Below are 13,128 nucleotides of genomic sequence, written 5' to 3' on the forward strand. Positions count from 1 at the left end.
ATTGTGTGAGTTTGCAATCTATAATATACAAAAAATGCTACAGGTGCATGTAAGAATCTACAACCTGTCAATCTTGTAGATATGGAAAAGATCAGGATAATGAAGTGTTTTGTTTATTAGGAAAAGATATAGCGTGCATAATGGAGGGATGTAATCTTTTTGCTTATGGGGAGAATTGATAGAAAAGAACACGAAAGGGACTAGATTTTTGTGATGATTATCAAGAAATCTTGCTATCTGAGCAGTACACCTATAATGATTGGACTATTTCGACTCATATTTCTTCGAAAGAGTAATAGACTAGATAGTAGTTAATGATAGAAGAGGTGATACACCTGAGTTCATTTTTTAAAAACTTTCGTGAATTTGCCGTACGAGGAACGGTGGTTGAGATGGGGATTGGGGTGATTGTAGGGACAGCATTTGTAAAGGTAGTAGATTCATTTGTTTCCGATATTATTATGCCTCCGTTAGGCTTAATTTTAGGGAAGGTCGATTTTGCCAATTTGTATATGAATCTTTCTGGTGGCTACTACCGAACAGTAGCGGATGCGAAAGAGGCAGGGGCTGTTACGATTAATTATGGCTTATTTATTGAATCACTGCTCCATTTTGGCATTGTGGCATTTGCTACCTATTTAACCATTTTGCAAATCAATCGCATGAAAAAAACACCTGGTGATTCATTTTCTTCAAAAGAATGTCCATTTTGTATATCGAGTATCCCGAAAAGGGCTAAACGCTGCCCAAATTGTACAAGCATATTAATAAAGGAAGAAAAAGTAGAGGATCAAAATGTGCGAATTCATTTTAAATCTAGCTAAAAGACAGCCGGTGTGAACGGCTGTCTTTTAGCTTTTCCTACCATAACAACTCATAGAGTCTGCTGTCGATTAGGTTTGTATCAATTGGGCATATTTTTGAATCTCTTCCGTATTGCCAGCCCCATACATTTGCCTTACATTTGGGTTTGGCCGGTTTGTATTTAGGTGCATTTCTCGCTTTTGTTACGCCAGGTTCAGGGCGTGCGCTCCATAATATCGCTTGTGTTGAAACTTTGTTATCATTTTCAACTGCAGTACAATACGCATTTCGAAAATCTCCGTCAACGGGGTCGTTGTAGAAGCCCGGCTTATAGCCGCTAGGAAACATACCATCAATATACCCGCGAATCCAAGCTTCATCTACGGCAAAGAATTTCTCCACATTTGCGAAAAGTACCTTTCCTTTAGGGATACTGAGGCGGTTGGCATGGAATATCGTATTTTGGGCAATTACCTTCCCATTTCGATAGCCTGTTGCCTCTAGGAATTTACTGTATATTGGAAGAACTTTTGTGCCGCTATTATGCAATAGCTCGACTTCTTCTCGTGTTAATCCTTCTGCTGCCCCTTCTACTCTTGTAATATATCTTCCCCAATAATTCGGCTTTCCAAAGCTAGTTAATACACAATCATATAGCTCTTTATCAACTGTTGAAGCTGAATCCACTCCCCAAATATATGCCAACAGGATCAATCCTCCCTTTTTGTCGTTCGCGCTTCATCACTTAAAAAATATATGAACCTACAAACTCGTTTATGCCGGCTAGCCCATCCCAATTGCAATAGAAATGCATGAATTAAAAGAGGGAAGTTGGATGTTTAAGGAAGGTAGGTTTTTTATCTGGTATTTCATAAATTCCTATCGCTCTTCTCACGATAATATGTTATGTTATTGACTGGGATAAAGCTTATAGGAGGGTATTATGCTATCTTTATTCATCATCTTATTTATCAGCTTCATTTTAGGGATCATTTTCTATTGGAAAAGGGAAAGCACACCTGCTTTTGAAGAACGTGATCATTTAGATGAGGTATACTCTTTTATGAAGAAAAATGGCGGAACCCATAATTCTCATTTGGTATTTATTAATGACAAGCAAATATTTTGGACGACCGATAAGAAAGCATTAATCGTCTATAAAAAGGTTTGGAATAAACACATCGTATTAGGCGACCCGATTTGTCATAAGGAAAAGCTAGTTGATGCAATCGAAGAGTTTAGATCATATAGTCAATTGAATGGGAAGCAAGCCGTTTTTTACCAAGTGTCTGCTGATTCTCTAGACCACTATTCATATCAAGGTTTGAATGCGATAAAACTTGGAGAAGAGGCAAAGGTGAACTTACTGGAGTTTTCACTGGCAGGAAAAAAAGGGGCCAAGCTTCGTACTCGAAAAAATAAATTTGAGCGGAATGGATTTCAGTTTCAAGTGATTCATCCCCCATATCAGGATCGTGTGATAGAAGAAATCCAATCCATTTCCAATTCATGGCTAGGAAAGCGGAAAGAAAAAGGATTTTCAGTCGGTTTCTTCTGTGAAAAATATGTTTCTCGTTTTCCACTTGCGATCTTAACAAATACACAAGGTGAGAAAATTGCGTTTGCGACTCTTGCTTGCGATCACAAGCACGTTGATCGTACAATTACCATTGATCTGATGCGCTATGAGGAGAATAGCCCCCATGGAACGATGGATTTCTTATTTTTATCTATTTTCCAGTGGTGTAAGGAGAATGGCTATGATTGGTGTAGTATGGGAATGGCTCCCTTATCTAATGTGGGAACCTGTAAGAAAAGTAGCCATGTAGAAAAAGCTTGCCACTATATTTTTCAACATGGCAATCAGTTTTATAACTTTAAAGGTCTACAAGAGTATAAGAATAAATTCTTCCCAAATTGGGAAGCTAGGTATCTTGTCTATGAAAAATCGTTTCTACCGATCCTTTTTATCCAAATCGTCTACCTAATCCATCAAAAACAACCGAAATCAACTACCTCCTTTGGCATGTTGAGTTTGCCAAAATTTAATAAAGCAGGGTAGAGGAGTTAGAGTTATCCTTCCTACTGTCTCAGAGTAACCATTTTTACGGTTGCTCTTTTTTTTTTGGCTGTTTTCATAGCCAATATTGCTTTGGAAGCAAAGGGCGTATTCCGCTTCAGGTGAGTCGGTTGCCGCGGGGTGCGGGTTAGCTTCTACGGCTTCTCATTTTAGGTAGCACCTTTCCCACTGATCTCGCGCCCATCCGCTCCAAACAGCTAGCCTTCATATACGAGAAGAAAAATGGTCAAGAAATTGTATTCTGGGTTTCATTAAACTCAGAAGAATATAAAACCATCACGTTTACTTATCGAGTAGATAGAGGGATACAAATCGATGGTAAACAAACATAAAACGAACGCCTCCAAGCTTATCTTGGAGGCGTTCAATGCTTTTATTGATTACCTTGTGCCCATTCTTCAACATTCCAGACTTTCGTTACCCAGTCTTCATAAAAATCAGGCTCGTGGCAAACAAGAACAACTGTCCCTTTGTATGCTTTTAAGGCGCGTTTTAATTCTTCTTTTGCTGATACATCTAAATGATTGGTTGGCTCGTCAAATAAGATCCAGTTGCTGTCATTCATTAATAGTTTACATAGACGAACCTTTGCTTGCTCTCCACCACTTAATTGATTCATTGGCCGTGAAATATGCTCATTCTTTAATCCGCACTTAGCAAGAGCAGCCCTTACTTGGTGTTGATCGAGATGAGGGAATTCATTCCAAACATCATCAATCGGTGTCATGTTTGGTGCTTTCACCTCTTGCTCGAAATACGAAGGGAAAAGGAAGTCACCGCGCTCGATTTTTCCACTAATGGCAGGAATCTTTCCAAGCATTGTTTTTAAAAGTGTTGACTTTCCAACTCCATTGCAGCCAACGATCGCAATTTTCTCACCACGCTCGATGGTGATGGACATCTTCGGTAGAAGGGCATGTGTATAGCCAATTTCGAAATTTTCCCCTTCGAACACATAGCGACTGCTCGCACGAGATTCTTTAAAATCAAAGGTTGGTTTAGCTGCCGTTTCAGGGCGATCAATTCGCTCCATACGATCCAACTGCTTCTGACGACTTTTTGCGCGGCCAGTTGTTGAATACCTTGCTTTATTTTTTGAAATAAAGTCCTCTTGTTTTTTAATGAATTCTTGTTGTTTTTCATATGCATTTAAGTGTTGATTTTTATTAATTTCTGCAAGTTCTAAGAATTTTTCATAGCTTGCCGTATATCTCGTGAGCTTTGAAAACTCTAAATGGAAAATAGTATTCGAAACTTTATTCATGAATTCGGTATCATGAGAGATTAAAATAAATGCATAAGGATACTCACGTAAATAGTTTGTTAGCCAAAAAATATGCTCAACATCCAAATAGTTCGTCGGCTCGTCTAGTAATAATACTTGTGGCTTTTCAAGTAATAGCTTCGCTAATAATACTTTTGTCCGCTGCCCACCACTAAGCTCGGAAACATCACGGTCAAGTCCTACCGCATCAAGACCTAACCCACGTGCTGCTTCTTCCACTTTAATATCGATTGAGTAAAAATCTCCAGCATCTAAACGATCTTGAATCTCACCCATTTTCTCAAGAAGAACTTCTAATTCTTCAGGAGAAGCTGTCGCCATTTGCTCTGTTACAATGTTTAGTTCCTTTTCTTGTTCGAAAAGTGGCAAGAAGGCATCTTTCAACACGTCTCGCATCGTTTTGCCTTTTGATAGAACTGTATGCTGATCAAGGTATCCATAATGTACGCCAGGTGTCCATTCCACACGTCCAGCATCATGGATTAATTGCCCTGTAATAATGTTCATTAAAGTAGACTTTCCAACCCCATTGGCTCCAACTAATCCAATGTGATCCTCTGCTAATAATCGGAAGCTCACATCCTTAAATAAGGTGCGATCTCCAAATGTATGACTTAACTTATCGACAGTTAATAAACTCATCTAATAGTCCTCACTTCATTAAAATAATTCATTTCTCCATCTTACTTGAAAATACGCTAAATTTCTAGACTTGACTATCAGGTGGTTAAAACCATAAAACTAGTACATATCATTTTTTGGAAGAAAATTATATTTCTAGCTGATATAATAGGATTAAGAAAAAGATAGGAGAATAGTTCAATGCCATTTCGTTATTATGTTTATACTTTTGTTTTTACCCTTATATTCACATTATTGCTCGAAGCTTTTCATCCAATCCAAGAGCCTTATCAATTTTTCCTTGTATTAATCATTGTCCTGCCTATTGTTCTTTTTCCTCTTTTTAATACGTTGCTTTGGACAAAAAAAGTAGAAAAAGTGGAAACGTATTTATTAAAAAATAAAAATAAGCCTCAATACGCCTTGTATTATGGACTTGCAAATAAAATGGATGACTTAGTAGACGAATCCATTGAGAAGCTTCTAAAGAAATATAAATATGAAGGATACCAAGCCTTGTACCATGTCATTCATGCATTCTACTATGAAGACATGGACCAAGCTACTACCTATATCAACAAAATTAAACAGAAGAAGTTTCGATTTTATTATCAAGCAGGCATTCTCATACATGAGGGACATTTGAAAGAAGCTGAGGAATTAATCGAAGAGATGAAGTCTCCTTGGATGAAGCATGCACTGAGGTCTCAAATAGAGAAAAAGAAAGGAAACGATGAGCAAGCAGGATTGGAAGCGCAACAAGCGATTTCTCATTCAAAAGGGATACAAAGATACGTACTTGTTCGAACATTTGCAAGAGAATTCCCTAGCCTTTGAGATGAATACAAGAAACGAATTGGAAACCGACTAGGAAGGATACATCAGAACGTATCGTTCCTTTTTAATAATAGGCAGTTTGGAATCAAGCTCAAGTGTCGTGTGATAGGTTCTATATATGGGTTTATTTTCCTAATTTCTGTTTAAAATAGTTTACACTATTTAATTAAGGATAAATAAATTGTAGACAATTAAGACAGGAGCGATCGTATGAACTCTTATAAGAGACTAACCGACGAACAACTTGTTACCGCTTTACGAGAAGCCATCCATTTAAACTTATCCAATGAATTTATCCAACTTTTGAAAGTAGAAATGAGTAGAAGGGGGCTTCAGTCGAACAGGTACCTTTTCAATTAAGGGAAAGTTGCGGGCTGAGTTTTTTATATTCCTACAAGCCTTCTACCCCCTAGATCCACCATATGATTTTTCACTGACAGTTGACATCTACATTCATAAGACCACTCCCCTTTCAATCAAACAGCCACTCTTAAATAGATAGTAAAATATGTTGATATGGGTAAAGATAGTAGAAGAGGTTTTCATAAAGTTAAGGTTCATTTTGTATAAAGACCAGGGAGTGGTGCTTTTTACAACAATGATGAAAACCTTCTTTTTTCATGTCCTTGAGATATGTACAAATGAGAAAAATATGATAAAGTAGTATTAGTGAAACCCTTATATAGCAATTGCTTATCTGATTAACCTTTGTACACACAGGGTGAACAATTGTATTTTTTTAAGATTGTTTTTTAAGTAGCAGTCTTACGTATAACCAGATTTTAAAGGGGGATATTATTTTGCCTAGTAAAACATTAGATCAATTTTTAACAGAAAATTTAGAAGACCTTAAAGGAAGAGGTCTATACAATGTCATTGATCCACTGGAAAGTCCAAATGGTCCGATTATAAAAATAAATGGTAAAGAATTGGTCAATTTATCTTCAAACAATTATTTAGGTTTGGCGACTGATCAACGTTTAAAAGAGGCAGCAAATGAAGCGATTTCACAATTTGGTGTAGGTGCGGGTGCTGTCCGTACGATTAATGGAACACTTGAATTACATGTGAAACTGGAAGAAAAGCTAGCTGAATTTAAGCATACAGAAGCTGCAATTGCCTATCAATCTGGTTTTAATTGTAATATGGCTGCGATTTCAGCTGTGATGGATAAACATGATGCCATCCTTTCAGATGAACTTAATCACGCTTCAATTATCGATGGTTGTCGTCTTTCTAAAGCGAAAATTATCCGCTTTACCCATTCCGATATGAAAGATCTTCGTGCTAAAGCGAAGGAAGCGAAGGAATCTGGCTTGTACAATAAAATCATGGTTATTACAGATGGGGTATTCTCCATGGACGGAGATATTGCTAAGCTACCAGAAATTGTTGAAATTGCCGAAGAGTTTGACTTAATTACATATGTTGATGACGCACATGGTTCTGGTGTCCTTGGTAAGGGAGCAGGAACCGTAAAGCATTTTGGACTATCGGATAAAGTGGATTTCCAAATTGGAACGTTATCTAAAGCAATCGGTGTGGTAGGCGGATACGTTGCAGGGAAGCAGGATTTGATTGATTGGCTAAAGGTTCGCAGTCGACCTTTCTTATTCTCTACCTCGTTAACTCCTGCAGATGTAGCTGCTAGTAAGAAATCGATTGAGATTTTAATGGAAAGCACGGAACTAAACGAACGTCTATGGGAAAATGCCGATTACTTGAAAAAAGGATTAAAAGACCTTGGTTTTGACATTGGGGATAGTGAAACTCCAATTACACCATGTATTATTGGAGATGAATCAAAGACCCAACAATTCAGCCAGCGTCTGAACGAAGAAGGCGTCTATGCCAAGTCAATTGTATTCCCAACCGTTCCAAGAGGAACAGGTCGAGTTCGTAATATGCCTTCTGCTGCACATACGAAAGAAATGCTAGATCGTGCCATTGCTGTATACGAAAAAGTAGGAAAAGAAATGGGGATTATTGAATAGTCTACTTACTAACTAGAAATTTGCGAACAAGAGGATAGATGGAGGAGAACAATGAAACGTATTTTAATCACTGGCGCTCTTGGACAAATTGGTTCAGAGCTTACCGGTAAGCTGAGAGAACAATATGGTGCGGATCATGTCGTAGCTACCGACATTCGGAAAAATGAGTCAGAAGCAGCTCAAGCAGGTCCATTTGAAATTCTTGATGTAACAGATGGCGAAAAGATGCTAGAAATCGCAAAAAAATATCAGGTAGATACCGTTATTCATATGGCTGCCCTTTTATCAGCCACGGCGGAAGCCAATCCTGTATTTGCTTGGAATTTAAATATGGGCGGTCTTATGAATGCACTTGAAACAGCTAGAGAGTTAGATGGCAAATTCTTCACTCCAAGCTCAATTGGTGCATTTGGTCCGACGACTCCTAAAGACCAAACACCACAAGATACCATTCAACGCCCAACAACAATGTATGGTGTAAACAAAGTGGCTGGTGAATTATTATCGGATTATTATTATCATAAATTTGGTGTAGATACGAGAGGTCTGCGCTTTCCAGGTTTAATTTCCTATGTAGCGCCTCCAGGTGGTGGAACTACGGATTATGCAGTAGAGATTTACTACGAGGCTATTAAAAATGGGCAATATACTTCTTATATTGATAAAGGAACATATATGGATATGATGTATATGCCAGATGCGCTGAATGCAATTGTGAATCTGCTAGAAGCCGATCCTTCCAAGCTGAAACATCGCAATTCATTTAATGTCACTGCAATGAGCTTTGATCCAGAGCAAATTGCAGCTGAAATTAAAAAGCATATCCCACAATTCCAAATGTCTTATCAAGTTGATCCAATTCGCCAAAAGATTGCAGACAGCTGGCCAAATTCCATTGATGCATCTGCAGCAACGGAAGAATGGGGATTTAAAGCAGAATATGACTTAGCAAAAATGACAACTGACATGCTTGACAAATTAAAGGTTAAGCTTCAACCAGTTCAAGAATAGGCTAAAAAAAACGCCAAAAGGGGATGAAGAGCGAATCATCTCTCTCCTTTTGGCGTTTTTTGGTGATTTGAGATGCACTTGCTTCCATTCTATTGATGATAAAGCAGACCCGCTTCTCCTATTAATCGATTTGAATTTGAAAATAGTCTTTTAGAACACTAGGCCTTTCATCGGATGATACTTCCCTCTTAAATTTTTCCCTTCCTTTAGTAATCGTAAGTGTATCACCTGATAACGTCACTCGACCATCCTCCGTTGCAATTGTTACCATATCGCCTTTGGTAAACGGGGAGTGGGGGGAGGTTTGATTAAAGATACAGCCATCCGTAAAGTCCAACAGTCTTCTTTCATTCGTGGTAAAGCGGTATTTCGTTTGCCAATGATCATCAACAGCTAATTGTAAATCATATTGGCCAGAATCAAGTGTTGAAATTTTGTATGTTCCGCTAATATCGTTCCTTTTCTCTCCTGTTAGAGGAAGCGGCACGCGGACAGAATCACCAAAACCTACATCTACAAGGTATGGTTGATCTAAAAAGACGAGGATGGCTGCGTGACTATCCTCTTTCGCCCATGATCCATCAGGCCTTCGAACGGTGCAAGAAATAAGCTGACTTTTATACCCTACTTCTTCAAGAAGATGATGAAATAGTCCGTTTAATTCATAGCAAAATCCCCCTCGCTGATTATGTGCCACCTTTTGATAAAAACGGTGAACATTCAGTTCGATCGGTACTTGACGTGAAACATCTAAATTTTCAAATGGGATGTGTAATAAATGATTTTGCTGAAGAGATGTTAAGAGAGGAATCGTAGGTTCAGTTATTGGGAAAGAGGCAAATCGGTTTAAATAAGTTTTCATGTCCATTTGTTCACCTGATTTCTAATAAAATGTAGAGGAGAATGATTTCATTCCCCTCTATTTTTGGACATAAATCAGTTTGTCCTTTTTGTTTGTTACAGATCCAATAATCGCCGCATCGGACAGTCCCAGATGATATAAGTCATTCACATATTGAATGGCTTCGTTCTCCTTCATAGCGACAAGCAAGCCTCCAGAAGTAATTGCATCACATAAAACAAACTGCTCATCCTCGGTGATGCCATCATAGAATACCTCATCTAGCAGCCATTGATGATTGGATTTGGAGCCTCCTGGGATTACTCCAGCTTTGGCGAGTTCATATGCACCTTCTAATACAGGTACTTTGCTTAATGTAATGTCAAAGCTCACATCACTTCCACGGGCCATTTCACTTCCATGACCTAATAGACCAAACCCTGTAACATCTGTGACAGCATGTGGGTGATAATGTGACAACGCATCAGCAGCTGATTTGTTAAGCATCGCCATCAGCTCTGTTACTCTTTGTTCTTGATCGGGAGTTACTGCCGATCGCTTGATGCCTGTAGTGATAATCCCCACACCAATTGGCTTTGTTAAAACAAGCACATCTCCTGGTGTAGCACCAATATTTTTCCATACTTTCTTCGGGTCAACAAATCCTGTAACAGATAGACCAAATTTAGGCTCTTGATCGTCAATGGAATGTCCGCCAACCGTCACTGCGCCAGCTTCCTTCACTTTATCTGCTGCACCTTGTAAAATTTGGGATAAGATTGTAGGCCCAAGCTTTTTCACAGGATATCCGACTATATTTAGTACAGTCTTTGGTACCCCGCCCATTGCATAAACATCACTCAGCGCATTAGCTGCAGCAATTTGACCAAACATATAAGGGTCATCTACAATTGGGGTGAAATAATCAATGGTTTGAATTAACGCTAGATCTTCTGAAATTTGATAAACCCCAGCATCATCTGAGGTTTCGTGTCCGACTAATAATTCAGGCACGGGATCTTGTTTTGGTAAAAGACGCAACACTTGCGCCAAGTCCTCTGGACCAATTTTGCAGCCTCAGCCAGCTTTTGTAGATAATGAAGTAAGACGAATTTTCTCGTGTTCGCTCACTGGATCCACCTCCATATAAGCTCTATTTTTGATTGTTATCAATCGTGATTACCTATGTACGTTTAATCATAAGATACGCGCACTTTCCTTAGTATACATGGAATAGAGGGGAAAATCACTTAAAGAAACCTATGATTTGCGTTATGATAAATGGTATATTACAATATGGCTAAACAAAAATGTGTCATTTTTGTGAATTTTTGATTAATGGTTGCTAGGAGGTTATTTAAATGAAGAATTTCGAAGTTACTGTACAATTTTGCATGATGTGAAACTACGCACCAAAAGCCGCGAGTTTCGCGGAAGAGTTATTTAATCATTTCCGTTCAGGTATTACAAGAATGGAATTGATCCCAAGCTCAGGTGGAGCATTTGAAGTAACCGTGAACGGGGAAAAGTTATATTCAAAATTAGAAACAGGCGTTTTCCCAAAAGCGAAAGAGATAATTGAAAAAATGGAGGCATAATGCCGTTAAGAAACCCTCAGCAGTTCTGAGGGTTTTTATTATGGCTGAATCATAAAAAAATAAACAGAGGGGTTACTTAACGAAAATCGAACGATTTTCGCCGTTAGACTCTGTTGATTTTGAAATATAGATTTCTAATATATTATTATCATACTGTGCCCGGATGTGTTGGTTTTTCACGTCACAAGGGAATTCAATAGTCCTTGATAAGGGATCCGTCCCTAATTGCTCTGTTAAAGAAACCTTGATCTCAATTGTGCATCCGTTTACATGAACCTCAATGTTTTCTCTATTCTTGTGGGGAAGAAGCGCTTCAAGAATATACTCTTCAGCTGTTTCGAATAAATCAACGCGAAATTGACATTCATCTAAATAAGAAGTGAATGGATCCAAATATAGCTTTTTCAGCCAGTTTTCCATTTCTTCTAGATCAAATACATGATGGTCCTTTTCCATTCGACTAGCCTCCTTATTCTCCTATTGTATTCAAGCTATGTAAATAAGTGAAAAATGCTATAATAATTGAGACTTCTCACTATAGGGGATGTAATACATATTGGAAGGTTGGAGGATGTTTCGTGAAAAAGCTACTTAGACACTTACCGCCCGTACATGAGCTGCAAAGAGAAGTGCAATTTTCCACCCTCATGAATAAGTACGGGATTGATATGATTCAATTAACAGAGATGATTAAGCAAGTTCTAGAGGAATTACGTCAATCCATTTTAATGGAAGAATGGCACGGCGCTGAACCTGGGAGTACACACTTTATTGAAGAAATTTTCAAGAGGTCAGAGAAAAAAATGCAAACTGATTACAGTTATACACTAAAAAGGGTTATTAATGCGACAGGAACAATTCTTCATACCAATTTAGGGAGAGCGAGATTAAGTGAGCAAGCCATCCAGCACGTCATCGAAACAGCAAAGAATTATTCCAATCTTGAGTATTTAGTTGAAGAGGGGTCTCGGGGTTCACGTCATCTTCATGCGGAGAAGCTGTTGAAGGAGATAACGGGTGCTGAAGCAGCGATGGTTGTGAATAATAACGCGGCAGCTGTATTCTTAACCTTGACAGCATTAGCCAAACAGAAAGAAGTGATCGTCTCTCGTGGTCAGCTCGTTGAAATCGGCGGCTCATTCCGAATTTCTTCTATAATGGAAGAAAGCGGTGCACATTTAGTCGATGTGGGAACAACAAACAAAACACATCTATACGACTATGAAAACGCGATAAGCGAACAAACGGCAATGATTTTAAAGGTGCATACGAGTAATTTTAAAGTCATTGGATTTACGAAATCGGTAGATACAGAAGAACTGGGGAAGCTTGCAGCGCAGCATGAGCAAGTAATTTTCTACGAGGACTTAGGAAGCGGTGTACTATATGATTACAGGCTACACGGAATTGGTGACGAACCAGTTGTAAGTGAAGTGTTAAAGCAAGGAGCCGATCTCGTTTCCTTTAGTGGCGATAAGTTACTAGGCGGGCCCCAAGCAGGAATTATTGTCGGAAAAAGAAAGCTTATCGATCAATTGAAGAAGCACCAGCTAGCACGGGCCCTTCGAGTGGATAAAATGACTTTGGCAGCACTTGAAGGGACTTTATTAGATTATATAAAAGGACAGACCGCACTTCAAAATATCCCGATAGTCCGAGATTTGTTAACGACTAAAGAAGAGCTTAAGGAGCGGAGTGAGCGATTCCTACATGAAATAACGGCTGAAACTACTAATTATGATGTATCCATTAAAGAAAGTGTAAGTCAAGTAGGCGGAGGAACCATGCCAGAGGTAGAGTTGCCAACATATGTAATTGCCGTAACACACATGAGCTATTCTGCTGTACAGTTGGCGAAAAAATTACGAACGGAATTTACCCCTTCCATAGTCGTACGAATTCTAAAAGAAGAAGTCTATATCGATCTTCGTACAGTAACTGAGGAAGAAGAACAGCTTCTCTTCACCGCGCTGACTTCGATCACTTAATCAAAAGGCATGCTTTTTTAAAAGTATGCCTTTTTCCGTTTTGTGGAAACATAAATCGAAGCAAACTTT

At 38.6% G+C, this 13,128-nt stretch carries 13 protein-coding genes; 8 read left to right on the top strand and 5 right to left on the bottom strand.

Going from position 1 to position 13,128, the window contains the following annotated elements; all coding sequences use genetic code 11:
• The first annotated feature begins 314 nt into the window (after positions 1–314).
• A complete protein-coding gene (mscL, locus tag LS684_RS10335) occupies positions 315–824 on the top strand; it encodes a large conductance mechanosensitive channel protein MscL (protein ID WP_233811497.1) in 510 nt (169 codons plus the stop codon).
• Positions 825–861: 37 nt separating this feature from the next.
• Here the strand turns inward: mscL and LS684_RS10340 are convergent, their stop codons facing one another.
• Entirely contained in the window at positions 862–1,509 is a 648-nt protein-coding gene (locus tag LS684_RS10340) for a glycoside hydrolase domain-containing protein (RefSeq protein WP_233811498.1), read from the bottom strand.
• A gap of 238 nt (positions 1,510–1,747) precedes the next feature.
• Between LS684_RS10340 and LS684_RS10345 the strand changes: the two genes are divergently transcribed.
• On the top strand, positions 1,748–2,866 hold the full coding sequence (locus LS684_RS10345; protein WP_233811499.1) for a phosphatidylglycerol lysyltransferase domain-containing protein: 1,119 nt from the start codon (positions 1,748–1,750) through the stop codon (positions 2,864–2,866).
• Positions 2,867–3,257: 391 nt separating this feature from the next.
• Here the strand turns inward: LS684_RS10345 and LS684_RS10350 are convergent, their stop codons facing one another.
• Complete coding sequence (locus LS684_RS10350; RefSeq protein ID WP_233811500.1) at positions 3,258–4,811, bottom strand: ABC-F family ATP-binding cassette domain-containing protein; 1,554 nt, start codon at positions 4,809–4,811, stop codon at positions 3,258–3,260.
• Between the two features lie 180 nt (positions 4,812–4,991).
• On the opposite strand from LS684_RS10350, the gene LS684_RS10355 reads away from it, so the two are divergent.
• The 4 genes from LS684_RS10355 (at position 4,992) to LS684_RS10370 (ending at position 8,632) form a co-directional block, all read left to right on the top strand.
• A complete protein-coding gene (locus tag LS684_RS10355) occupies positions 4,992–5,627 on the top strand; it encodes a hypothetical protein (RefSeq protein WP_233805812.1) in 636 nt (211 codons plus the stop codon).
• Between the two features lie 210 nt (positions 5,628–5,837).
• On the top strand, positions 5,838–5,987 hold the full coding sequence (gene sda, locus LS684_RS10360; protein ID WP_233805814.1) for a sporulation histidine kinase inhibitor Sda: 150 nt from the start codon (positions 5,838–5,840) through the stop codon (positions 5,985–5,987).
• A gap of 440 nt (positions 5,988–6,427) precedes the next feature.
• Complete coding sequence (locus LS684_RS10365; RefSeq protein ID WP_233805815.1) at positions 6,428–7,621, top strand: glycine C-acetyltransferase; 1,194 nt, start codon at positions 6,428–6,430, stop codon at positions 7,619–7,621.
• A 51-nt stretch (positions 7,622–7,672) separates the two neighbouring features.
• Entirely contained in the window at positions 7,673–8,632 is a 960-nt protein-coding gene (locus tag LS684_RS10370; RefSeq protein ID WP_233805816.1) for an L-threonine 3-dehydrogenase, read from the top strand.
• A 121-nt stretch (positions 8,633–8,753) separates the two neighbouring features.
• Here LS684_RS10370 and LS684_RS10375 read toward each other — a convergent pair whose 3' ends face one another.
• Together LS684_RS10375 and selD are read right to left on the bottom strand one after the other, a co-directional pair.
• On the bottom strand, positions 8,754–9,494 hold the full coding sequence (locus LS684_RS10375) for an arylamine N-acetyltransferase family protein (RefSeq protein WP_233805817.1): 741 nt from the start codon (positions 9,492–9,494) through the stop codon (positions 8,754–8,756).
• 57 nt (positions 9,495–9,551) lie between these two features.
• Complete coding sequence (gene selD, locus LS684_RS10380; RefSeq protein WP_432418822.1) at positions 9,552–10,619, bottom strand: selenide, water dikinase SelD; 1,068 nt, start codon at positions 10,617–10,619, stop codon at positions 9,552–9,554.
• A gap of 215 nt (positions 10,620–10,834) precedes the next feature.
• Here selD and LS684_RS10385 point away from each other — a divergent pair, with 215 nt between their 5' ends.
• Positions 10,835–11,071, top strand: a complete 237-nt coding sequence (locus tag LS684_RS10385; RefSeq protein WP_349293042.1) for an Rdx family protein — start codon at positions 10,835–10,837, stop codon at positions 11,069–11,071.
• Between the two features lie 72 nt (positions 11,072–11,143).
• On the opposite strand, the gene LS684_RS10390 is transcribed toward LS684_RS10385, so the two are convergent.
• A complete protein-coding gene (locus LS684_RS10390; protein WP_233805818.1) occupies positions 11,144–11,527 on the bottom strand; it encodes an Hsp20/alpha crystallin family protein in 384 nt (127 codons plus the stop codon).
• Positions 11,528–11,649: 122 nt separating this feature from the next.
• Here LS684_RS10390 and selA point away from each other — a divergent pair, with 122 nt between their 5' ends.
• Entirely contained in the window at positions 11,650–13,059 is a 1,410-nt protein-coding gene (selA, locus tag LS684_RS10395) for an L-seryl-tRNA(Sec) selenium transferase (protein WP_233805819.1), read from the top strand.
• The last annotated feature ends 69 nt before the right edge of the window (positions 13,060–13,128 follow it).

The sequence above is a fragment of the Cytobacillus spongiae genome, assembly GCF_021390075.1.

What these genes read in the sequence shown, in the direction of transcription:
- mscL (WP_233811497.1), top strand. Translation starts at nt 315, where the DNA reads ATGATAGAAGAGGTGATACACCTGAGTTCATTTTTTAAAAACTTTCGT.
- LS684_RS10345 (WP_233811499.1), top strand. Translation starts at nt 1,748, where the DNA reads ATGCTATCTTTATTCATCATCTTATTTATCAGCTTCATTTTAGGGATC.
- LS684_RS10350 (WP_233811500.1), bottom strand. Translation starts at nt 4,811, where the DNA reads ATGAGTTTATTAACTGTCGATAAGTTAAGTCATACATTTGGAGATCGC.
- LS684_RS10355 (WP_233805812.1), top strand. Translation starts at nt 4,992, where the DNA reads ATGCCATTTCGTTATTATGTTTATACTTTTGTTTTTACCCTTATATTC.
- sda (WP_233805814.1), top strand. Translation starts at nt 5,838, where the DNA reads ATGAACTCTTATAAGAGACTAACCGACGAACAACTTGTTACCGCTTTA.
- LS684_RS10370 (WP_233805816.1), top strand. Translation starts at nt 7,673, where the DNA reads ATGAAACGTATTTTAATCACTGGCGCTCTTGGACAAATTGGTTCAGAG.
- LS684_RS10375 (WP_233805817.1), bottom strand. Translation starts at nt 9,494, where the DNA reads ATGAAAACTTATTTAAACCGATTTGCCTCTTTCCCAATAACTGAACCT.
- LS684_RS10390 (WP_233805818.1), bottom strand. Translation starts at nt 11,527, where the DNA reads ATGGAAAAGGACCATCATGTATTTGATCTAGAAGAAATGGAAAACTGG.